Origin of the sequence: Microbacterium resistens (genome assembly GCF_031456305.1) — a bacterium.
Lineage (GTDB): Bacteria > Actinomycetota > Actinomycetes > Actinomycetales > Microbacteriaceae > Microbacterium > Microbacterium resistens_A.
In genome coordinates, this window is sequence record NZ_JAVDUM010000010.1 from 15,374 (window position 1) to 36,385 (window position 21,012).

Consider the following 21,012-nt stretch of genomic DNA (forward strand, 5'->3'; position numbering starts at 1 on the left):
GTCCTCAGTGCGCCGTCGCGAGGGCGCGGTCAGCGTCCTCGACCGTCGCCGTCGCGGAGGCCGACGCCTCCTGCGCCGCACGGACGGCCCAGAACACCGCCTCGGGCGTCGCGGGCGAGCCGAGCTCGACCATGTGCCCCTCGGGACCGAAGGCGCCGACGGCCTCGCGGATCGCCTCGCGGGCGCTGAAGGCCAGCATGAACGGCGGCTCGCCCACGGCCTTGGAGCCGTAGACCGCGCCGTCCTCCCGGGCGTTCTCGAAGAGGCGCACGTGGAACTCCTCGGGCATCTCCGAGAAGCTCGGGAGCTTGTAGGTCGAGGCGGACTGCGTCTGCAGACGGCCGCGGTGCGGTCCGTCGCTGCTGTCCCAGCGGAGCTCCTCGAGGGTGAGCCATCCCGCCCCCTGGACGTACGCGCCCTCGATCTGCCCGATGTCCAGCATCGGCGAGAGCGAGTCGCCCACGTCGTGGACGATGTCGACGCGACGGATCCGGTAGGACCCGGTGAACTCGTCGACCTCGACCTCGGTGGCAGCGCACCCGTAGGCGAAGTACTTGAAGGGGGACCCCTGCATGATCTCGGGGTTCCAGTGCAGGCCCTCGGTGCGGTAGTACCCGGCGGCCCACAGCTGCACCCGCTGCAGGTAGGCGGCGTTCGCGACCTCGGCGAAGGTGAGGCGCTGCGTCGTGTTGCCGAGACCGGTGATGAAGCCGCCGGAGAAGCGCACGTCCCGCTCGTCGACGCCGAGCAGTCGGCCGGCGACCTTCGACATGCGCTCGCGGATCTGCTCGCAGGCGTTCTTCACGGCGCCGCCGTTGAGATCGGCGCCGGAGGACGCCGCGGTCGCAGAGGTGTTGGGGACCTTGTCCGTGCGGGTCGGGGCGAGGCGCACCTGGTGCAGCTCGAGTCCGAGCGCGGTGGCGGCCACCTGCATCATCTTCGTGTGCAGGCCCTGCCCCATCTCGGTGCCGCCGTGGTTGATCAGCACCGACCCGTCCTTGTAGACGTGGACGAGGGCGCCGGCCTGGTTGAACGCGGCGAAGTTGAACGAGATGCCGAACTTGATCGGCGTCACCGCGAGGGCGCGCTTGGCGTGCGGGCTCCCGGCGTTGAACGCGGCGATCTCCGCGCGCCGGGAGACGATGGCGGCCTCGTCGCTCAGCTGGGACCAGATCGTCTCCAGACGGTCGGCGTCCTTCACGAGCTGCCCGTAGGGCGTGCTCTGACCGGGCTGGTAGAAGTTCTTCCGGCGCAGCTCCATCGGATCGATGCCCAGGGCGGGGGCGACCCGGCCGAGGATGTCCTCGATGAGGAAGACCCCCTGCGGACCGCCGAAGCCGCGGAACGCGGTGTTGGAGGCCTTGTTGGTCCGGGCGATGCGTCCGTGGGCGTGCACGTTCGGGATCCAGTAGGAGTTGTCCAGGTGGCACAGCGCCCGGCCGAGCACCGGCTCGGAGAGGTCGAGGCTCCACCCTCCGTCGCAGGTGAGGACCGCGTCCAGTGCCTGGAGCAGGCCGTCGTCGTCGAATCCGACGGTCCAGGAGATGTGGAAGGGGTGCCGCTTACCGGTCATCGTGATGTCCTGCGTGCGGTTCAGCCGCAGGCGCACCGGACGGCCGGTCAGCTTCGCGCCGAGGGCGGCGATCGCGGCGAACCCGTGCGGCTGCATCTCCTTGCCCCCGAAGGCCCCGCCCATCCGGAGGGACTGCACCGTCACCTCGCTCGAGGAGATGCCCAGCACATGCGCCACGATCTCCTGGGTCTCGGAGGGGTGCTGCGTGGAGCACTGCACGAAGTACTGGCCCTCGGAGTCGCGGAGGGCCAGCGAGGCGTGCGTCTCGAGATAGAAGTGCTCCTGCCCGCCGAACTCGGTGACGCCCTCGAAGACGCGTGCCGAGTTCGCAAGGCCCGCCTCCGCGTCCCCGCGCCGGACGGTGCGGGCGATGCCCTGGTACGAGTCGGCATCGATGGCGTCCTGCACCGTGATCAGGGACGGCAGCGGCTCGTACTCGACCGAGACGCGCTCGGCGCCGAGCCTGGCTGCCTCCTGCGTCTCCCCGAGCACCCAGACCAGGGCGTGACCGTAGAACATGGCCTCGCTGGGGAAGAGGGGCTCGTCGTGCTTGATGCCGGCGTCGTTGATGCCGGGCACGTCCTCGGCGGTGAGGACCCGGACGACGCCGGGCACCTCGTACGCGCCGGACACGTCGACCGTGACCTTGGCGTGGGCGTTCGTGGCCTGCACCGGCCACGCCGTGAGGACCCCCGCCGTGTGCGCGGCGAGGTCGTCGGTGTACATCGCGGCACCGGTGACGTGCAGCGCGGCGCTCTCGTGCGGGGCGCTGGCGCCGACGACGGGGTTCACGGGACGGTCGGCGAGAGCGCTCATGCCGACACCTCCTTCGACTCGATGACGGTGGTGCTGTAGAGCTTGAGGAGTGCCGTGTTGAGCATGAGCGAGCGGTAGTCGGCGCTAGCCCGGTGATCGGACATCGGCGTGCCCTCGCCGCGGAGGATCTCCGAGGCCGAGCGGACGGTGGCGATGTCCCACGGGCTGCCGACGAGCGCCTGCTCGGTGGCGTAGGCGCGCAGCGGCGTGGCGGCCACGCCGCCGAGACCGATGCGCGCGGTGGTGACCATGCCGTCCTCGATGTCGAGGGCGAAGGCCACGGCGACGCTGGAGATGTCGTCGAAGCGGCGCTTCGCGATCTTGTGGAAGCCGGTGACCGAGGACAGCGGCAGCGGGATCCGCACGGCGCGGATCAGCTCATCGGGGCGACGCACCGACTGGCGGTAGCCGGTGAAGTACTCCGCCAGCTCCACCTCGCGCTCGCCGTCCGCGGAGGCGAGGACGATGCGCGCGTCCAGGGCGAGGAGGGCGGGAGGCGTGTCGCCGATCGGTGAGCCGGTGCCGAGGTTGCCGCCGAACGTGCCGCGGTTGCGGATGAGCCGGGAGGCGAACTGCGGGAAGAGCTGGGCCAGCAGCGGGATGCTCCCGTCCAGGCGCTTCTCCACCTCGGAGAGGGGGAGGGCGGCGCCGATCTCGACGACGTCGTCGGACACGGTGAGGGTGCGCAGCTCCTCCAGCTGCTCGATCGCCACGACGAGGGGCGCGCGGCGGCCGCGGATGTTCACCTCGACGCCCCAGTCGGTGGATCCGGCCACGAGCAGCGCCTCCGGCTCCTCGCGGAGCAGGCGCAGCGTCTCGGCGAGGGTCGCCGGGCGGAGGAAGCGGGCGCCGTCGACGGCGGCATCGGTCGGGACCGCGGCGGGCGCAGGATCCGCGAGACGGCGGAGGAGCGGGTCGTCCTCCGCGGGGGAGCCGAGCGAGTAGGCGGCGTCGCGGATCGGCCGGTAGCCGGTGCAGCGGCAGAGGTTGCCGCTGAGGGCGTGCAGGTCGAAGCCGTTCGGGCCGTGCTCTGGGTCGTGCACGGGACAGGAGTCCTCGTCGCCGACGTGATCGGCCTCGGGGGCGCGGTCGGCGCGGTAGTACTCGCCGGCCATGCTGCACGCGAAGCCGGGAGTGCAGTAGCCGCACTGCGATCCGCCGGCCTCCGCCAGCTTCTCCTGCACCGGGTGCAGGTCCTCGCGTCCGCCCAGCCCCTCGGCCGTGACGACCTCCTGGCCGTTGAGCGCGTAGACCGGGACGAGGCAGGCGTTCACGGGCGTCCAGGCGGCACCGCCGTCGGCGGACGGCGTGGCGACCAGCATCGCGCAGGCACCGCACTCGCCCTCGGCGCAGCCCTCCTTGCTCCCGGAGAGCCCGCTGTCGCGCAGCCAGTCCAGGGCCGTGGTGTGGGCGGGGGTGCCGGCGAGCGGGCGGCTCTGCCCGTTGACGGTGACGGCGATGTCGTTCATAGGTCGATCTCCTCAGATCCGACGATGGTGATCGCGGGTCCTGGTGCCTGCTCTGGCTCGTTGCGAGTCTAAGCGTCCGGCGCAGACCCCGGGTGGGTGGGTCGCGGACTCAGGGTGTTCGCGGGAAGAGCTGCCGCAGTGCGCGGAGGAAGGAACCTCGCTCGCGCTGGGCGGGGAAGTGGAAGTCGGGATCGATCGTGATGAGCGGAGTCTCGTCGGCGCGGTCGCCGCGCTCGGCGGCGGAGGCACTCGTCTGGTTCGGCATCGTCGCCTCTTCTCCATCCGGTCATCGATGATCTGTATTTCCGAGATTCGGAAACAAAGTTTTGAACTATGGAAAGAGTAGGTCGTGCGGAGGCCGAGGTCAAGGGGCTCGGCCGAAGCCCCGACCCCGCCGTGCCGCCCTGCGAGCTGCCCCCGCCGCCTGCTCCGGTCACCTGCTCCTGTCCTGCTCGTCCCTCTCGCGCTGCTCTTTCCTGTTCGCGCTGCGGAGTTTTCGCCAGCGCGGGCAGGAAAGAGCAGCGCAGCCGGCAAAGTGCAGCGCGGTCGGGCGGGATGGCACCTGCAGGAAAGTGCAGCGCGGGCAGGGAAGTGCAGCGCCGGCGGGGAAGGGCAGCGCGGGCAGGGGGGCGCGGCGCGTGCGGGGTGGTCAGGAGGCGCGGGCGGACGCCGAGATCTCGGCGACGACCTCGTTCAGCACCGGGACGGCGCGGGCGGCGAAGTCCTCGTCCACCCGGGCGATCGGGCCGGAGACCGAGACCGCGGTGGGGATCGGCGTGCCGGGGACCGGCATCGCGTAGCAGCGCACGCCGATCTCCTGTTCGCCGTCGTCGATCGCATAGCCGCGCTCGCGCGCGACGGCGAGATCGGCGAGCAGGGCGTCGAGGTCGTCGATCGAGTGCTCGGTCGCCCGGGGGAGCCCCGTCCGGGAGACGATGTCGCGGACCTCGGCGTCGGAGAGCTGGGAGAGGATCGCCTTCCCGACGCCCGTGGAGTGCAGGTGTGAGCGGCGGCCGACCTCGGTGAACATGCGCATGGCGTGCGGCGAGGGCGCCTGGGAGACGTAGATGACGCGGTCGCCGTCGATCGTGGCGAGGTTCGCTGTCTCTCCGAGGCGCTCGACGAGCTCCTTCAGCTGGGGCATGGCGACCTGTCCGAACTGACGGTTGGCCACCTCGCCCAGCCGCACCAGCCGCGGGCCGAGGGCGTATCGCCGGTTGGCGAGCTGCCGTGCGTAGCCGAGGGAGACCAGGGTGCGCAGCAGGCGGTGGATCGTCGGCAGCGGCAGGTCGGCCGATGTGGACAGCTCGCTGAGGGTGACGTCGCCGCCGGCATCGGCGATGAGCTCCAGCAGATCGAAGACGCGCGCGACCGATTTGACGCCGTCCGATGCCCCTGTGGCCATGCGGAAACCTCTCGTCTGCAGATGGGGGAGTATCCGCATCGCGGAAACAATCTGTCGGCCAGGCTATCCCATTCCGCATGGAGGGCGACTCCGGGGCGGCCGTGTGTGTCGGGTCACGAGCATGTCCCTCTTGATATTTCGCATGGTGGATATTAATCTCCGTATAGCGAATACTGACCGGTCACGGTGACAATCACCGCCCCGACCGCGTTCGAGAGGACACAGATCGATGGCGAACCCGAGTCCCGGATACTCCATTCAGCTGCGCGTGGAGGTCTCCGCGCGCGTGACGGCGACCAGCGAGGTGGTGGCCGCCGTCGCCGACGCGGGCGCCGTCGTCACGGCGGTCGACGTCAGCGAGTCCAGGCACGACAGGGTGATGATCGAGCTCACCTGCAACGCGATCTCCGCCGCGCACGCCGCGGAGATCGCCGAATCGCTGCGGGCCAGAGACGGCGTCGTGGTGCACGAGGTGGACGACCGCACCTTCCGGATGCATGTCGGCGGCAAGCTCGCGGTGATGCCCAAGACGCCGTTGCGCAACAGGGACGACCTCTCCCGCGCCTACACGCCCGGCGTCGCGCGGGTCTGCCTGGCGATCGCCGAGGACCCGGCCGAGGCCCGGCGCTACACGGTGAAGGGCAACACGATCGCCGTGGTGACCGACGGGTCGGCGGTCCTCGGGCTCGGCAACATCGGGGCGGCGGCCTCGATCCCGGTGATGGAGGGCAAGGCCGCGCTGTTCAAGCAGTTCGCGGACGTCGACGCCTGGCCGGTGGCGCTGGACACCCAGGACACCGAGGAGATCATCCGCATCGTCAAGGCGATCGCCCCGGTCTACGGCGGCATCAACCTCGAGGACATCGCGGCGCCGCGCTGCTTCGAGATCGAGCGGCGGCTCAGGGACGAGCTCGACATCCCCGTCTTCCACGACGATCAGCACGGCACGGCGATCGTGACCCTCGCCGCCCTCGTGAACGCCCTTCGCATCGTGGGCAAGGAGCTCGCGGACGTCCGGATCGTCGTCTCCGGCGTGGGGGCGGCCGGCAGCGCCATCATCCAGCTCCTGCGCACCGAGGGGGCGCGCTCGATCGTCGCCGCCGGACGCCGTGGCATCCTCCACCGCGGCGAGCACTACGATGACGAGCACCGCAGCTGGATCGCCGCCCACACCAACGAGGACGGCCTGACCGGCTCGCTCGCCGATGCGATGGTCGGCGCCGACGTGTTCATCGGTGTGAGCGCGCCGAACCTCATCGGGGAGGCGGAGTTGAGCAGCATGGCCTCCGATGCCATCGTGTTCGCCATGGCCAACCCCGATCCCGAGGTCGATCCGATGCTCGCGGCCCGTCACGCCGCGGTGGTCGCGACGGGACGCAGCGACTTCCCGAACCAGATCAACAACGTCCTGGCCTTCCCCGGGTTCTTCCGCGGGATGCTGGACGCGCAGGCGTCCGACATCGTCCCGGAGATGCTCGTCGCCGCGGCGCGCGCGATCGCCGGAGCCGTCGGCGACGACGAGCTGAACGCCAGCTACATCATCCCGAGCGTCTTCGACCCGACGGTCGCCAGATCCGTCGCGGATGCCGTCGCGCACGCCGCGGAGAACGCGCGCACCGGCGAGGTCATCGACATCGAGAGCATTGAAGGAGAGGCGGTCGCATGACCATCGAGATCACCCGTCCGGCACGGATCGACGGCGCCGAGGACATCCTGAGCGTGGAGGCCCTCGCGCTCGTCGAGGAGCTGCACCACCGGTTCGATGCCCGCAGGATCCAGCTCCTGGCCGCCCGCCGCGCCCGCCGCGAGGAGGTCGCGCGCACCGGCAGGCTGGACTTCCTCCCGGAGACCGCCGCCATCAGGGACGGGGAGTGGCGGGTCGCGCCGGCGCCCGAGGCGCTGCGCGACCGTCGCGTGGAGATCACCGGCCCCGCGGCGCCGCCGAAGATGGCGATCAACGCGCTGAACTCCCAGGCGCGGGTGTGGCTTGCGGACCTCGAGGACGCGGCGAGCCCCACCTGGGAGAACGTCGTCGCGGGGGTGAAGAACCTCCGGGACGCGGCTCGGGGGACGCTCTCCTACACCTCGCCCACCGGGAAGGCCTACGCGCTGCGCACCGATGTCCAGCGTCCGGTCGTCGTGGCACGTCCCCGCGGCTGGCACCTCCCGGAGCGGCACGTCCGCATCGACGGCGAGGCCGGCAGCGGCGCGCTCGTGGACTTCGGCCTGCACTTCTTCCACACGGCGAGGCAGCTCATCGCGAACGGCCACGGTCCGTACTACTACCTGCCGAAGATGGAGAGCCACCAGGAGGCGCGACTCTGGAACGACATCTTCGTCTTCGCGCAGGAGGCGCTGGGCATCCCGCGCGGCACGATCAGGGCCACCGTGCTCATCGAGACCATCCCCGCCGCCTTCGAGATGGAGGAGATCCTCTACGAGCTGCGCGAGCATGCGTCCGGGCTCAACGCCGGCCGCTGGGACTACCTGTTCAGCATGATCAAGGTCTTCCGCGACCAGGGCGAGGCGTTCGTCCTCCCCGACCGTGCTGACGTCGCGATGACCGCGCCCTTCATGAGGGCCTACACGGAGCTGCTGGTGAAGACCTGCCACCGTCGCGGCGCCGTGGCGATGGGCGGGATGGCGGCGTTCGTCCCCAACCGCAACGACCTCGAGGTCACCCGCGCCGCCTTCGAGAAGGTGCGCGCCGACAAGTCGCGCGAGGCGGCGGACGGCTTCGACGGCTCCTGGGTGGCACACCCGGACCTCGTCCCGGTGTGCCGCGAGGTCTTCGACGGCGTGCTCGGCGATCGTCCGAACCAGCTCGACCGGCAGCGCCCCGAGGTCTCGGTCACCGCGGATCAGCTGCTCGACATCGCCTCGGCCCCGGGACGGGTGACGGAGGCGGGGCTGCGCACGAACCTGTCGGTGGCCGTCGTCTACACGGCGGTCTGGCTCGCGGGCGACGGGGCCGTGGCCATCAACAACCTCATGGAGGACGCGGCGACCGCCGAGATCTCGCGCTCCCAGGTCTGGCAGCAGCTGCGGACCGGCGTCGTCCTCGCCGACACCGGGAACACGGTGACCCCCGAGCTGGTCACCCGGATCCTGGACGAGGAGGTGGACCGGATCCGCGCCGAGGTCGAGCCGGGGGCCTTCGCGGCCTTCTACGAGCCCGCCGCCCGTCTCATCTCCGACATCTGCCTCGACGAGGAGTACGTCGACTTCCTCACCCTGCCCGCCTACGACATCCTCACCAGCCCGCGCGGCGAGGCGGAGGACGCGACGTGAGCGCTGTGCTCACCCCGGCCGACCGCGCCCGCGTCGATGCGCGGCTCGCGGCGACCGACGAGCTTCTGGACGTCGCCTATCCGGGCGACAGCGGCGAGCGGCAGCCGGTGCACACCGTGTACGTGCCCGCTGATCGCTTCACCCCGGACCTCGCGGCTCGCTGGGGCGCGCAGGCACTGGCCGCGGTGGACGAGGCGGGGGGCATGGAGCGCCTCGCCGCGCACGTCGGGATCGCCGACGCGCTCGTCGCGCCGATCGCCGCCCGGGTCCGCGCGAAGCTCGAGGCCGAGCCCATCGAGGACCTCCGTCTCGACTTCGAGGACGGATACGGCGACCGCGGTCCGGCCGAGGACGCCGACGCGCTGCAGGCGGCGAGCCTGGTGGCCGCCGCCGTGGCGGAGGGGAGCGCCCCGCCCTTCATCGGGATCCGGTTCAAGTGCTTCGAGAAGCCGACCCGGGAACGCGGGCTGCGCACGCTCGACCTCTTCCTCGGCGGTCTCGTCGAGGCCGGCGGCCTGCCTGACGGCCTCGTGCTGACGCTGCCCAAGGTGACCACCGTCGCCCAGGTCGAGGCGATGGCGGAGATCGCCGGCGTGCTGGAGCGGGCGCACGGGCTCCCCGAAGGACGGATCCGCTTCGAGGTGCAGGTCGAGACCCCCCAGCTGGTCCTCGGCGCCGACGGCCGATCCCCGCTCGCGCAGCTTCCGACGGCGGCGCCGGGACGGATCACCGGGCTGCACTACGGCACCTACGACTACAGCGCCTCGCTGGGCATCTCCGCGCGCTATCAGTCGATGGAGCACCCGGCGGCCGACCTCGCGAAGGAGATGATGCAGCTGGCCGTCGCCGGCACCGGCATCCGCCTCTCCGACGGCTCGACGAACATCCTGCCGATCGGGGAGCGCACCGCGGAGGCCTGGGTGCTCCACGCGCGTCTGGTGCGACGCTCGCTCGAGCGCGGCTTCTACCAGGGATGGGACCTCCATCCCCATCAGCTCCCGACGCGGTTCCTCGCGACCTATGCGTTCTACCGCAGCGGATACTTCGATGCGGCCGAGCGCCTGCACGCGTACCGCGAGCGGATCGAGGGCGCGGTGATGGACGAGCCGGCAACGGCCAGGGCGCTGGCCTGGTTCGTGCTCCGCGGCGTCCAGTGCGGGGCGATCGGCGCCGACGAGGTCCTGGCCGACATCGGCATCGACGAGGCGGGGCTCGCCGCCCTCGCGCACCCGAGGCTCGCCGCCGGCTGAGCGGCCGACGCGGAAACAATCGAGAACGACAAGGAGACCCCATGGGCTACTACACCCCGACCGGCGGGCTGCCGGGGCAGAACGAGCTGCTCACCGACCGCGCCATCGTCAAAGAGGCGTATACCGTCATCCCGAAGGGCGTGCTGCGCGACATCGTGACCAGCAACCTGCCCGGGTTCACGGGAACGCGCGCGTGGATCATCGCACGGCCGATCGCCGGCTTCGCGACGACCTTCTCGCAGCTCATCGTGGAGATCCAGCCCGGCGGCGGCGCCGAGCGGCCGGAGTCCGAGGCGGGCGTCGAGGGGGTCGTGTTCGTGACCGCGGGCGAGCTGACCCTCATCCTGGAGGGGGAGCGGCACGTCCTGGCCCCCGGTGGATACGCCTACCTCGCGACGGACTCCGTCTGGTCGTTGGCGAACGAGGGCGGAGAGGCCACGAGCTTCCACTGGGTCCGCAAGGCCTATGAGCCGCTGGACGGATACCGTGCGACGTCGTTCGTGACCAGCGACCAGGAGGTCGAGCCGCGTCCGATGCCGGACACCGACGGGGCGTGGTCCACGACCCGCTTCGTCGATCCGGACGACCTCGCCCACGACATGCACGTCAACATCGTGACCTTCCAGCCGGGTGGGTCCATCCCGTTCGCCGAGACGCACGTCATGGAGCACGGCCTGTTCGTGCTGGAGGGCAAGGCGGTCTACCGGCTGAACGACGACTGGGTCGAGGTCGAGGCCGGCGACTTCATGCATCTGCGCGCGTTCTGCCCGCAGGCCTGTTACGCCGGGGGTCCCGGTCCATTCCGATATCTGCTGTATAAAGACGTGAACCGCCAGATCCGTCTGACCCGCGGCGGCGACCCCCGTCCCTGGGGCTGACCGGTCCACCGGCGGCCCCGCCCATACACAGAAAGCAACCGATGACCTCCACCCTGCGCGGCGCGCTCGCCGAGACGCTCGCCACCTTCCTCTTCGTGTTCAGCATCATCGCGGCCGTCAACAGTGGCAGCGCCCTGACGCCCCTCGCGATCGGTCTTGCGCTGATGGTTCTCGTCTACGCCACGGGGCACATCTCCGGAGCCCACCTGAACCCCGCCGTGTCCGTCGGCGTCTTCCTCCGTGGCGCGATCAGCGCGACCGGCCTCATCGTCTACGTCGTGGCCCAGTTCGTCGGCGGCGCGCTCGCAGCCCTCCTCAGCCTGGTGCTCTGGCCCCGTGCGGAGGCCTCGGTCTCGATCGAGGCGGGACCGGCGTTCCTCGTCGAAGCGCTGTTCACGTTCGTGCTGGTGTGGGTCGTGCTGAACGTCGCGACCTCGAAGGACCACCCGAACAACTCCTTCTACGGGCTCGCGATCGGTGCCACGGTCTTCGTCGGCGCGACCACCGTCGGCAGCATCTCCGGCGGCGGCTTCAACCCGGCCGTCGCCCTGGGCCTCGCGATCAGCGGCCAGTTCGCCTGGAGCTCCCTGTGGCTGTACGTGCTGGCGCCGGTGGTGGGCGCGGCGCTCGCCGCCGTCGCCTTCCGCGTGCTCAACAGCGACGACGTGCGCACCGCCGGCGCGGAGTAGCCGGCAGTCGCACCTCGATCGGAAACGCCTCGTGCCCCTCGGGCGCGGGGCGTTTCCGCGTCTGCGGCTCGACATCCCCGCGTCGATGGATGGTTGACGCATCCTCGATGCATCACCTAGACTTTCATCTAGTAGAACTTCTTTTCCGAATAGCGAAATTTCGGATCAGTGGAAAGCGAGCCAAACGATGACGTACACGGTGAACTGCTCCATCCTCCTCACCGAGCTGCCGCTCCTGGAGCGCCCCGCAGCGGCCAAGGCCGCGGGATTCGACGCGGTCGAGTTCTGGTGGCCCTTCTCGACCTCCGTGCCCCTGGACAGCGATGTCGACGCCTTCATCGCGGCCATCCGCGATGCGGGCGTCCGGCTCAGCGGTCTGAACTTCCACGCGGGGGACATGCCGGGCGGTGACCGCGGACTGGTCTCGTGGCCCGCGAGGGCCGCGGAGTTCCGCGACAACCTCGCGGTCGTCGCGGCGATCGGCGACGCCCTCGGCACGAAGGGGTTCAACGCGCTGTACGGCAACCGGATCGACGGGATCGCCCCCGAGACCCAGGACGCGGTCGCCGTGGAGAACCTCGCCGCGGCCGCTGCCGCCGTCGCCCCGATCGGCGGCACCGTGCTGGTGGAGCCCGTGAGCGGAGCCGAGCGCTACCCGCTGCGGACCGCCGCGGACGCGCTCTCGGTCATCGACCGGGTGCGGACCGAGACCGGGACGGCGAACCTCGCGCTCCTGGCCGACTTCTACCACCTCGCCGTCAACGGGGACGACGTCCCGGCCGTGATCGAGGCCCACGCGGCCTCGTTCGGCCACATCCAGATCGCCGACGCCCCGGGCCGCGGAGCGCCGGGGACCGGGGACCTGCCCCTTGCCGCATGGATCGCCCGCAGCCGAGAGCTCGGCTACGCCGGTCCCGTCGGCCTCGAGTACAAGGCGCCGATCGAGACCGCGTTCGACTGGGCCGCCGAGGGATCCGTCGGCGGAACCCGCTGAGCGCATCGCCTCACCCTCTCCGTGACGCCCTCCCGCGTCACGTCGGACACGCAACCAACGAAGGAACATCATGACCAACATCGCTGTCATCGGCCTCGGAATCATGGGTCTGCCCATGGCGAAGAACCTCCTGAAGGCCGGTCACTCGGTCACGGGCTACAACCTCACGCCCGACCGCATCGAAGAGCTCGTCGCCGCCGGCGGCCTGGGTGCCGCCGACATCGCCGACGCGGTCAAGGACGCCGACGTCGTCATCACCATGGTCCCCGACTCGCCGGACGTCGCCGCGGCGGCGCAGGGCGAGGGCGGCATCATCGCCAACGCCCGGAAGGGCGCGCTGTGGATCGACGCGTCCAGCATCCGCCCCGACGTCGCCAAGGAGCTCGCCGACGAGGCGGTCGCCGCGGGCCTCCGCGCCGTCGACGCGCCGGTGTCCGGTGGCGAGCAGGGCGCGATCGACGCCGCGCTGTCGATCATGGTCGGCGGCACGTCCGAGGACTTCGCGGCGGCGCTGCCGATCCTCGAGTCGGTCGGGAAGACCATCGTCCACGTGGGTCCCGCAGGGGCCGGCCAGACCGTGAAGGCCGCGAACCAGCTCATCGTCGCGGTGAACATCCAGGCGCTCGCCGAGGCGATCATCTTCCTCGAGGCGTTCGGCGTGGACACGGACGCGGCGCTCAAGGTGCTCGGCGGCGGGCTCGCCGGATCCAAGGTCCTCGACCAGAAGGGGCAGAAGATGCTGGACCGCGACTTCGCCCCCGGCTTCCGCCTCGCCCTGCACAACAAGGACATGGGCATCATCACCGCCGCCGCGCGCCAGGCCGGGATCACCATCCCGCTCGGCGCCCACGTGGCCCAGCTCGTTGGCGCGACCGTGCAGCAGGGCGACGGCGGGCTCGACCATTCCGGACTCTTCAAGCTGACCGCCGGCCTCGCCGGCCGCAGCTGACCCGATCTGCAGGAGAAACTCCCATGACACGTATGCGCGCGGTGGATGCCGCCGTGGCCATCCTGGTGAAGGAGGGCGCCACCGAGGCGTTCGGCCTTCCCGGGGCGGCGATCAACCCCTTCTACTCCGCGATGCGCGCCAACGGCGGCGTCCGGCACACCCTGGCCAGGCACGTCGAGGGCGCCTCGCACATGGCTGACGGCTACACCAGGGCCGCCGACGGCAACATCGGCATCTGCATCGGGACCTCGGGGCCTGCGGGCACCGACATGATCACCGGCCTCTACGCCGCGTGGGCCGACTCCCTCCCGATCCTCTGCATCACCGGGCAGGCACCGGTGGCGAAGCTGCACAAGGAGGACTTCCAGGCGGTCGACATCGAGACCATCGCCCGCCCGTTGACCAAGATGGCGATGACCGTGATGGAGCCCGCGCAGGTGCCGGGCGCCTTCCAGAAGGCGTTCCACCTGATGCGCGAGGGGCGGCCGGGCCCGGTCCTGATCGACCTCCCGATCGATGTGCAGCTGGCCGAGATCGAGTTCGACATCGACGCCTACGAGCCGCTCGTCGTCACGCGTCCCGCGGCCAGCCGCTTCCAGGCGGAGAAGGCGATCGACATGCTCGTCGCCTCCGAGCGGCCGCTGCTGATCTCGGGCGGCGGGGTCATCAACGCCGGCGCCTCCGAGCGGCTCGTCGAGCTCGCCGAGATCCTCGGCGTCCCGGTGGTCCCGACCCTGATGGGCTGGGGGACGATCGCCGACGACCACGAGCTCAACGCGGGCATGGTGGGCATCCAGACGGGCCACCGCTACGGCAACCAGACGCTCCTGGCGAGCGACTTCGTGCTGGGCATCGGGAACCGCTGGGCCAACCGGCACACGGGCAGCGTGGAGAAGTACACCGAGGGCCGTACGTTCGTCCACGTCGACATCGAGCCGACCCAGATCGGCCGCGTGTTCGCACCGGACCTCGGGATCGTCTCCGATGCGGGCGCCGCGATCGACGCCTTCCTCGAGGTGGCGAAGGAGCGCCGCGATGCGGGGACCCTCCCGGACTACTCGGGCTGGGCGGCGGAGGTGCGCGAGCGCAAGGCCACGCTGCAGCGCAAGACGCACTTCGACAACGTGCCGATCAAGCCGCAGCGGGTGTACGAGGAGATGAACCGCGCCTTCGGGCGGGACGTGACCTACGTCACCACGATCGGCCTGTCCCAGATCGCGGGAGCGCAGCTGCTGCACGTCTTCGGTCCGCGCCGGTGGATCAACGCCGCGCAGGCGGGCCCTCTCGGCTGGACGGGCCCCGCGGCGCTCGGGGTCGTCCGCGGCAAGCCCGACCAGACGGTGGTCGCGCTGTCCGGGGACTACGACTTCCAGTTCATGATCGAGGAGCTCGCGGTCGGTGCGCAGCACCAGCTCCCGTACATCCACGTCGTCGTCAACAACAGCTACCTCGGCCTCATCCGCCAGGCACAGCGCGGCTTCGAGATGGACTACCACGTGTCCCTCGCCTTCGACAACATCAACTCCCCGGAGACCCAGGGCTACGGCGTGGACCACGTCAAGGTCGCCGAGGGGCTCGGCTGCAAGGCGGTCCGCGTCGAGCGGCCGGAGGATCTGGGAGCGGCGTTCGCCCGTGCGCAGGACCTGATGGCGGAGTTCAGCGTCCCGGTCGTGGTCGAGGTCATCCTCGAGCGTGTGACCAACATCGCCATGGGCGCCGAGCTGGACGCGGTGAACGAGTTCGAGGACCTGGCCCTCTCGGCGGACGACGCGCCCACCGCGATCCTGTCGCTCGTGCAGGTCTGACCATGCGGCTGGTCATCGCCCCGGACAAGTTCAAGGGGTCGCTGACGGCTCCCGAGGTGGCCCGGAGGGTCGCCGCGGGAGCCCGCCGGGCGGACCCGTCCGTCGAGGTCGTCCAGGTGCCCGTCGCCGACGGAGGCGAGGGGACCCTGGACGCTGCGCTCGCGGCCGGGTACGAGCGCCGTTCGGTGCGCGTGCCCGGCCCCGTCGGCGCGCCCGTCGACGCGGACTTCGCCGTCCGCGGCGACGAGGCGGTGATCGAGATGGCCAGGGCCTCGGGTCTGGACCTCGTGCCCGAAGGGCGCAAGGACGCCGGGGGAGCGACCAGCCTGGGCACGGGCCTCCTCGTTCGCGCGGCACTCGATGCCGGCTGCCGTCGCATCGTGCTCGGGATCGGCGGCAGCGCCTCCACCGACGGCGGGGCAGGCCTCCTGCAAGGACTCGGCGTGCGTCTCCTGGGCGATGACGGTCAGGAGCTCCCGCTCGGCGGCGCGGCACTGGCCCGACTCGCGAGCGTGGACCTCGACGGGCTCGACGCCCGTCTCGCCGACGCGACGATCGTCCTCGCGAGCGATGTGGACAACCCCCTGCTCGGATCCTCCGGTGCCGCCGCGGTCTTCGGACCGCAGAAGGGCGCGACGGAGGAGGACGTGACGATCCTCGACGCCGCCCTCGGACGGCTGGTCGAGGTGCTCGGCGCGGCGGACCCGGCAGGCGTCACGCTCGCGGTCCCCGCGGGCGACGCCGCGCTCCGTCCCGGAGCGGGCGCTGCGGGCGGCGTCGGCTTCGCCGCCATCGTCCTCGGCGCCGAGCGGCGTGCGGGGATCGATGTGATCCTGGACCTCGTCGACCTTCGCGGACGCCTCCTCGGGGCGGACGCCGTCATCACCGGCGAGGGGAGTCTGGACGCGCAGAGCCTCATGGGCAAGGCACCGATCGGCGTCGCCCGGGCCGCCGCCGCTGCCGGCATCCCCGTCTTCGGCGTCTGCGGCAGGACGACGCTGAGCGCGGCAGAGATCGCGGACGCCGGGTTCTCCGGCGTCCGGGCCCTGTCGGAGATCGAGCCGGACGCGGCGCGCAGCATGGCCGATGCGGGAGAGCTGCTGGAGCGGCTCTCCGAGGACCTCGTCCGATCGATCGGACCGCAGCGCTACGACCTCGTGCTGCGGGGGCGGGCACTGGTGGACGGCGTGATCGCCTCCGCGGAGATCGGCGTGCGTGCGGGACGCATCGCCCGCGTGGCGCCGGAGGGCGCCGACCTCGCGGGCGACGACCTGGTGCTCCTCTCCGAGGACGAGGTGCTCCTCCCCGGCCTCGTCGACACCCACGTGCATGTCAACGAGCCGGGACGCACAGAGTGGGAGGGCTTCGAGTCCGCGACCAGGGCCGCCGCCGCCGGCGGGGTCACCACGATCGTCGACATGCCGCTCAACAGCATCCCGCCGACGGTCTCCGTCGAGGCGCTGGAGGTCAAGCGCGCCACCGCCGAAGGACGCGTCTTCGTCGACGTCGGCTTCTGGGGAGGCGTGATCCCCGGCAACGACGCCGATCTCGCGCCCCTGCACGCCGCGGGCGTCTACGGCTTCAAGTGCTTCCTGCTGCCCTCGGGCGTGGACGAGTTCCCCGATGTCTCGGTCGCGGAGATGCGGACGGCGATGTCGACGCTCGCGGAGCTCGGCTCCCTCCTCATCGTCCATGCGGAGGACGCCCGCATCATCGAGGACTCCGTCCACGAGGCGAGCCACGAGTACGCCGACTTCCTGGCCTCCCGTCCGCGCTCCGCCGAGGACGCGGCGATCGCCGAGGTGATCCAGGGCGCCGCGGACACGGGAGTGCGCGCACACGTCCTGCACCTCTCCAACAGCGACTCGCTGGCGCGGATCGCCGCGGCGAAGGCGGACGGCGTCGATCTCACGGTCGAGACCTGCCCGCACTACCTCGCCATCGCGGCGGAGGACATCCCGTCCGGCGCCACCGCTTTCAAGTGCTGTCCGCCGATCCGCGAGGAGGGCAACAGGGACGCCCTGTGGCGCGGGATCGCGGACGGGACGATCGACTTCATCGTCTCGGACCACTCGCCATCGACGCCGGAGCTGAAGTACGCCGGAGACGGCGACTTCGCGGCGGCATGGGGCGGCATCTCCTCCCTTCAGCTGGGGCTCCCGCTGATCTGGTCGGAGGCCAGGCGCCGCGGCATCCCGCTGGAGCGGGTCGTGGCGCTGATGTCGGAGAAGCCGGCGGCGCGGGCGGGACTCGAGGGCAAGGGGTCGATCGCCGTGGGGAATGCGGCGGACTTCGCGGTCTTCGCGCCGGAGGAGTCCTTCGTCGTGGACGCGAGGAGCCTCGCACACCGCCACCCGATCACCCCGTACGACGGACGCGAGCTCACCGGGGTCGTCCATGCGACCTACCTCGCGGGCTCGCCCGTGGATCAGGACCATCCCCGCGGCAGGCTGCTGCGCCGCGGACAGAACGAGAACGGAGAAACGGCATGATCAACTCGTCCGAGGAGCTGGAGGCGGGTCGTCCCGCCCCCGACTTCACCCTCACCGATGCCTCCGGCGCACCGCGCTCGCTGTCCGAGCTGCGCGGCACCCCGGTCATCGTCTACTTCTACCCGGCCGCCTTCACACCGGGCTGCACCACCGAGGCCTGCGACTTCCGAGACAACCTCGCCTCGTTCCAGGGCGCCGGGTACGCGGTGCTCGGGATCTCGCCGGATCCGGTGTCGAAGCTCGCCGAGTTCGCCGCTGCCGAGCAGCTGCCCTTCACGCTCCTCTCCGATGAGTCGGCGGAGGTTGCCCGCGCGTGGGGCGCCTGGGGGCAGAAGACCGTGAACGGACGGACCTTCGACGGCCTGATCCGCTCCACGGTCGTGGTGGATGCCGAAGGACGCGTGCTCTCGGTGGAGTACAACGTCGATCCCCATGGCCACGTCGCCCGTCTCCGCGAGGCGCTGGGCGCCTGACGGCGTCCTGCGGAACCCCGTCCCGGTCTGTCCGGGGCGGGGTTCTCCGCATCCGGGACGAATCGGGCGGGAGGCCTTGTCCGATCGCGAATCCCGGGTTAGAATTGTCGCATGCTGAAATAACAGTTCCACGATACGAAATCAATGATCTCGTGTTCCTACACCGTGGATGCCAGCAGAACGAAAAGGAAGATCAAGCAATGTTGCTTGAGGAGTTCAACAGCGCGGATCGCGACGGCGCCATCGCCGCGCTCCGCCCCTGCGTCGATGTGACGCGGTGGTGCGAGCAGATCGCGGACCGCAGACCATACGGCACGATCGAGGCCCTCGCGGCGGAGGCAGCGGGCGCAGCCGCTCCGTTCACGACGGACGAGGTCGCCGCCGCCCTCGCCCATCATCCGCGGATCGGGGAGCGCGCCGACGGGAGCAGCCGCGAGGCGGCGATGTCCCGGGCGGAGCAGGCGGGGGTCGATCCCGCCGATCAGGCCGTGCAGGAGGCGCTCAACGAGGGCAACCTCGCCTACGAGCAGCGCTTCGGCCGGGTGTTCCTGATCCGCGCCGCCGGCCGCGACGCGCGGGAGATCCTGTCGAGCCTGCAGGAGCGTCTGCGCAACGACGCCGAGGCCGAGGATCGGATCGTCGCCGAGCAGCTGCGGGAGATCGCCCTGCTCCGATTGAAAGGAACCGTGACCGCATGACGACCGTCTCGCACATCACGACCCACGTCCTCGACGCCGTCCAGGGGTTTCCCGCCCCGGGCGTCCCGGTGCAGCTGTTCGCCCAGGAGGGCGAGCAGTGGCAGGTCATCGCCGAGGCGGTGACGGACGCGGACGGTCGGGCGAAGCAGCTCGGGCCGGAGGCGCTGCCCGCCGGGACCTACCGTCTGCGTTTCGACACGGGGGCGTACTTCGCCGAACGCGGCATCCCCACCTTCTATCCGGAAGCGCTGCTCACCTTCGTCATCGACGACGCCCGGCATTATCACGTGCCGCTGCTGCTGAGCCCCTTCGCCTATTCGACCTACCGAGGAAGCTAGAGAACAATGACCGACATCCTGACCGCCACCGACTCCACCGCTCCCGCCACCGGCGGCATCGTGCTGGGGCACAACCAGTACGGCAAGGCCGAGGTCCGCGTCGTGAAGGTCACGCGCGACACCGACCGTCACGAGATCGAGGACCTCAACGTCTCCTCCCAGCTGCGGGGGGACTTCACCGCCGCCCACCTCGACGGCGACAACGCGCACGTCGTGCCGACCGACACGCAGAAGAACACGGTCTTCGCGTTCGCCCGGGACGGCATCGGATCCCCCGAGGGCTTCCTGCTGCGTCTCGCGGATCACTTCACGGGCTCCTTCGACTGGGTCGAGGGCGGACGCTGGACCGCGGAGAGCTACGCCTGGGAGCGGATCCTCGTCGACGGCGAGGGCCACGACCACTCCTTCGTCCGCACCGGGCAGGAGACGCGGACCGCGGTCGTCGTCGCCGACGGCGCGGACCGCCACATCATCGCCGGCCTGAAGGGCCTCACGGTGCTGAAGACGACGGAGTCCGGTTTCGTCGGCTACCCGAAGGACCGCTACACGTCGCTGAAGGAGACGACCGACCGGATCCTCGCCACCGACGTGACGGCGCGCTGGCGGTACGCCCCCGATGCCTCGTCCCGTGATCTGGACTTCTCCGCGATCTATGCGGACGTCAAGACCCTGCTGCTGGAGGAGTTCACCCGGCGGTACTCGGCGGCCCTCCAGACGACGCTCTTCGACATGGGGCGCGTCGTGCTCGAGGCGCACCCGGAGATCGCGGAGATCCGGATGTCGATGCCGAACAAGCACCACTTCGTCGTCGACCTCTCGCCGTTCGGGCTCGACAACCCGAACGAGGTCTTCTTCGCCTCCGACCGCTCCTACGGACTGATCGAGGCGACCGTGACGCGGGAGAACCAGGACGAGGTCCCCCTCGCGTGGGAGGCTGCGACCTCCTTCTGCTGAGACGGGTCCTCGACCCGCACGGGCCGGCGGGCGTCGCGATCATGGGGGTGATCGCGGCGCCCGTCCTTGTGCGCGCCCCGCCCCGCCCCCGTGCGCCCCTGGCTGCGCCGCTGCTGACCGCGAGACTGCAACTGCGTCCCGAGACTGCGTGAAAATCGCGCAGTCCGGAGACGCAGTTGCCGTCTCGCGGAGGGGTGGGTGAGGAGGAGGGCGGGCAGGATCAGGGTGCGCTGTTGAAGCTGACCCACTCGTCCCAGGTCAGGGCAGCGCCCCGCTGTTTCGCGCGACCCTGCGCGACCTCGCGGAGACCGGCGAGGTACAGGTCGAGCTGGCGCAGATGGAGCTCCGTCGCGCGCTCGCGAGGAACCATGAGGTGCGGACGCAGATGGGCGATCGCGAGCATGACCTCTCCGGCCGTGTAGTCCTCCGGGATCAGGTCGCGATCCCGATCGAGGGCGATGAGGTGATCGAGCGCGTCGCGCAGTCGGTCGGATGCCGCCTCGATCTCGGGGGACGAGGGCAGGAGCCGGCCGAACGTGGTGGCCAGCGGGCTCGCAGCCTCCTGCAGGTGGCGGACGAGGAAGCGGCCGATCGCGAGGGGCGGGCGTTCGGCGGCCACATCCTGAGCGATCCGCGTCACGTCCTCGAGCGCGAGGAGGCGCAGCGCGTGCACGAGCTCGTCCTTGGAGCGGTAGCGACGGTAGACCGTGGCGACGCCGACCCCGGCCCGCCGGGCGATCGCCGCGGTCGGCGCGTCGAAGCCCTGAGCGGCGAACACGTCGCGCGCCGCCTCCAGGACCGCCCTGTCGTTCGCACGCGCCTCGCGGGCACGTCCGCGGTCGGTGGCGGGGGAGTCGGGGGCGCTGTGCATCACCTCAGGGTAGCGAGGTGCGGAGAATGCCGATATCTTGATCGGAACGGATGATTCCGTTCCGATC

General features: G+C 70.8%; 18 protein-coding genes and 1 pseudogene. 14 read left to right on the top strand and 5 right to left on the bottom strand.

Going from position 1 to position 21,012, the window contains the following annotated elements; genetic code table 11:
• Positions 1–4: 4 nt before the first annotated feature.
• From xdhB to J2Y69_RS11695, 4 genes are all read right to left on the bottom strand, one after another.
• Positions 5–2,389 (bottom strand): xanthine dehydrogenase molybdopterin binding subunit, encoded by a 2,385-nt coding sequence (xdhB, locus tag J2Y69_RS11680; protein ID WP_310020841.1) that lies wholly within the window; start codon positions 2,387–2,389, stop codon positions 5–7.
• The gene (locus tag J2Y69_RS11685) at positions 2,386–3,858 is read right to left on the bottom strand and encodes a xanthine dehydrogenase small subunit (protein ID WP_310020843.1); all 1,473 of its coding nucleotides are present in this window, start codon (positions 3,856–3,858) and stop codon (positions 2,386–2,388) included. Before J2Y69_RS11685 ends, xdhB begins: the two co-directional genes overlap by 4 nt.
• A gap of 109 nt (positions 3,859–3,967) precedes the next feature.
• Positions 3,968–4,123, bottom strand: a complete 156-nt coding sequence (locus tag J2Y69_RS11690; RefSeq protein ID WP_310020846.1) for a hypothetical protein — start codon at positions 4,121–4,123, stop codon at positions 3,968–3,970.
• Positions 4,124–4,507: 384 nt separating this feature from the next.
• Positions 4,508–5,263 (bottom strand): IclR family transcriptional regulator, encoded by a 756-nt coding sequence (locus tag J2Y69_RS11695; RefSeq protein ID WP_310020848.1) that lies wholly within the window; start codon positions 5,261–5,263, stop codon positions 4,508–4,510.
• A gap of 229 nt (positions 5,264–5,492) precedes the next feature.
• Here J2Y69_RS11695 and J2Y69_RS11700 point away from each other — a divergent pair, with 229 nt between their 5' ends.
• From J2Y69_RS11700 to pucL, 14 genes and pseudogenes are all read left to right on the top strand, one after another.
• Complete coding sequence (locus J2Y69_RS11700) at positions 5,493–6,929, top strand: NAD(P)-dependent malic enzyme (protein WP_310020851.1); 1,437 nt, start codon at positions 5,493–5,495, stop codon at positions 6,927–6,929.
• On the top strand, positions 6,926–8,554 hold the full coding sequence (gene aceB / locus J2Y69_RS11705) for a malate synthase A (RefSeq protein WP_310020854.1): 1,629 nt from the start codon (positions 6,926–6,928) through the stop codon (positions 8,552–8,554). Before J2Y69_RS11700 ends, aceB begins: the two co-directional genes overlap by 4 nt.
• Complete coding sequence (locus tag J2Y69_RS11710; protein ID WP_310020857.1) at positions 8,551–9,804, top strand: DUF6986 family protein; 1,254 nt, start codon at positions 8,551–8,553, stop codon at positions 9,802–9,804. Before aceB ends, J2Y69_RS11710 begins: the two co-directional genes overlap by 4 nt.
• 41 nt (positions 9,805–9,845) lie before the next feature.
• On the top strand, positions 9,846–10,682 hold the full coding sequence (locus J2Y69_RS11715) for a bifunctional allantoicase/(S)-ureidoglycine aminohydrolase (RefSeq protein WP_310020861.1): 837 nt from the start codon (positions 9,846–9,848) through the stop codon (positions 10,680–10,682).
• Between the two features lie 41 nt (positions 10,683–10,723).
• Entirely contained in the window at positions 10,724–11,371 is a 648-nt protein-coding gene (locus J2Y69_RS11720) for an MIP/aquaporin family protein (RefSeq protein WP_310020864.1), read from the top strand.
• A gap of 187 nt (positions 11,372–11,558) precedes the next feature.
• Entirely contained in the window at positions 11,559–12,365 is an 807-nt protein-coding gene (locus J2Y69_RS11725) for a hydroxypyruvate isomerase family protein (protein ID WP_310020866.1), read from the top strand.
• Positions 12,366–12,435: 70 nt separating this feature from the next.
• Positions 12,436–13,314: a 2-hydroxy-3-oxopropionate reductase gene (locus tag J2Y69_RS11730; RefSeq protein ID WP_310020869.1), complete on the top strand. Its 879-nt coding sequence runs from the start codon at positions 12,436–12,438 to the stop codon at positions 13,312–13,314.
• Positions 13,315–13,337: 23 nt separating this feature from the next.
• Positions 13,338–15,119, top strand: coding sequence for a glyoxylate carboligase (gcl, locus tag J2Y69_RS11735; protein WP_310020872.1), 1,782 nt, complete (start codon positions 13,338–13,340; stop codon positions 15,117–15,119).
• A 2-nt stretch (positions 15,120–15,121) separates the two neighbouring features.
• A pseudogene (locus tag J2Y69_RS11740) lies at positions 15,122–16,243 on the top strand (glycerate kinase); the annotation flags it as partial.
• 9 nt (positions 16,244–16,252) lie between these two features.
• Entirely contained in the window at positions 16,253–17,611 is a 1,359-nt protein-coding gene (gene allB, locus J2Y69_RS11745) for an allantoinase AllB (protein WP_310021150.1), read from the top strand.
• Positions 17,608–18,084, top strand: coding sequence for a thioredoxin-dependent thiol peroxidase (bcp, locus tag J2Y69_RS11750; protein WP_310020874.1), 477 nt, complete (start codon positions 17,608–17,610; stop codon positions 18,082–18,084). The genes allB and bcp overlap by 4 nt, the downstream gene beginning before the upstream one ends.
• 200 nt (positions 18,085–18,284) lie before the next feature.
• The gene (uraD, locus tag J2Y69_RS11755) at positions 18,285–18,782 is read left to right on the top strand and encodes a 2-oxo-4-hydroxy-4-carboxy-5-ureidoimidazoline decarboxylase (protein ID WP_310020877.1); all 498 of its coding nucleotides are present in this window, start codon (positions 18,285–18,287) and stop codon (positions 18,780–18,782) included.
• Positions 18,779–19,120: a hydroxyisourate hydrolase gene (uraH, locus tag J2Y69_RS11760; protein ID WP_310020881.1), complete on the top strand. Its 342-nt coding sequence runs from the start codon at positions 18,779–18,781 to the stop codon at positions 19,118–19,120. The genes uraD and uraH overlap by 4 nt, the downstream gene beginning before the upstream one ends.
• Before the next feature lie 6 nt (positions 19,121–19,126).
• On the top strand, positions 19,127–20,074 hold the full coding sequence (gene pucL, locus J2Y69_RS11765; protein WP_310020884.1) for a factor-independent urate hydroxylase: 948 nt from the start codon (positions 19,127–19,129) through the stop codon (positions 20,072–20,074).
• Positions 20,075–20,294: 220 nt separating this feature from the next.
• Here pucL and J2Y69_RS11770 read toward each other — a convergent pair whose 3' ends face one another.
• On the bottom strand, positions 20,295–20,945 hold the full coding sequence (locus tag J2Y69_RS11770; RefSeq protein ID WP_310020887.1) for a TetR/AcrR family transcriptional regulator: 651 nt from the start codon (positions 20,943–20,945) through the stop codon (positions 20,295–20,297).
• Between the last annotated feature and the right edge of the window lie 67 nt (positions 20,946–21,012).

Coding starts and splice junctions, on each gene's coding strand:
- xdhB (WP_310020841.1), bottom strand. CDS start 2,389: ATGAGCGCTCTCGCCGACCGTCCCGTGAACCCCGTCGTCGGCGCCAGC.
- J2Y69_RS11685 (WP_310020843.1), bottom strand. CDS start 3,858: ATGAACGACATCGCCGTCACCGTCAACGGGCAGAGCCGCCCGCTCGCC.
- J2Y69_RS11690 (WP_310020846.1), bottom strand. CDS start 4,123: ATGCCGAACCAGACGAGTGCCTCCGCCGCCGAGCGCGGCGACCGCGCC.
- J2Y69_RS11695 (WP_310020848.1), bottom strand. CDS start 5,263: ATGGCCACAGGGGCATCGGACGGCGTCAAATCGGTCGCGCGCGTCTTC.
- J2Y69_RS11700 (WP_310020851.1), top strand. CDS start 5,493: ATGGCGAACCCGAGTCCCGGATACTCCATTCAGCTGCGCGTGGAGGTC.
- aceB (WP_310020854.1), top strand. CDS start 6,926: ATGACCATCGAGATCACCCGTCCGGCACGGATCGACGGCGCCGAGGAC.
- J2Y69_RS11715 (WP_310020861.1), top strand. CDS start 9,846: ATGGGCTACTACACCCCGACCGGCGGGCTGCCGGGGCAGAACGAGCTG.
- J2Y69_RS11720 (WP_310020864.1), top strand. CDS start 10,724: ATGACCTCCACCCTGCGCGGCGCGCTCGCCGAGACGCTCGCCACCTTC.
- J2Y69_RS11725 (WP_310020866.1), top strand. CDS start 11,559: ATGACGTACACGGTGAACTGCTCCATCCTCCTCACCGAGCTGCCGCTC.
- J2Y69_RS11730 (WP_310020869.1), top strand. CDS start 12,436: ATGACCAACATCGCTGTCATCGGCCTCGGAATCATGGGTCTGCCCATG.
- gcl (WP_310020872.1), top strand. CDS start 13,338: ATGACACGTATGCGCGCGGTGGATGCCGCCGTGGCCATCCTGGTGAAG.
- bcp (WP_310020874.1), top strand. CDS start 17,608: ATGATCAACTCGTCCGAGGAGCTGGAGGCGGGTCGTCCCGCCCCCGAC.
- uraD (WP_310020877.1), top strand. CDS start 18,285: ATGTTGCTTGAGGAGTTCAACAGCGCGGATCGCGACGGCGCCATCGCC.
- uraH (WP_310020881.1), top strand. CDS start 18,779: ATGACGACCGTCTCGCACATCACGACCCACGTCCTCGACGCCGTCCAG.
- pucL (WP_310020884.1), top strand. CDS start 19,127: ATGACCGACATCCTGACCGCCACCGACTCCACCGCTCCCGCCACCGGC.
- J2Y69_RS11770 (WP_310020887.1), bottom strand. CDS start 20,945: ATGCACAGCGCCCCCGACTCCCCCGCCACCGACCGCGGACGTGCCCGC.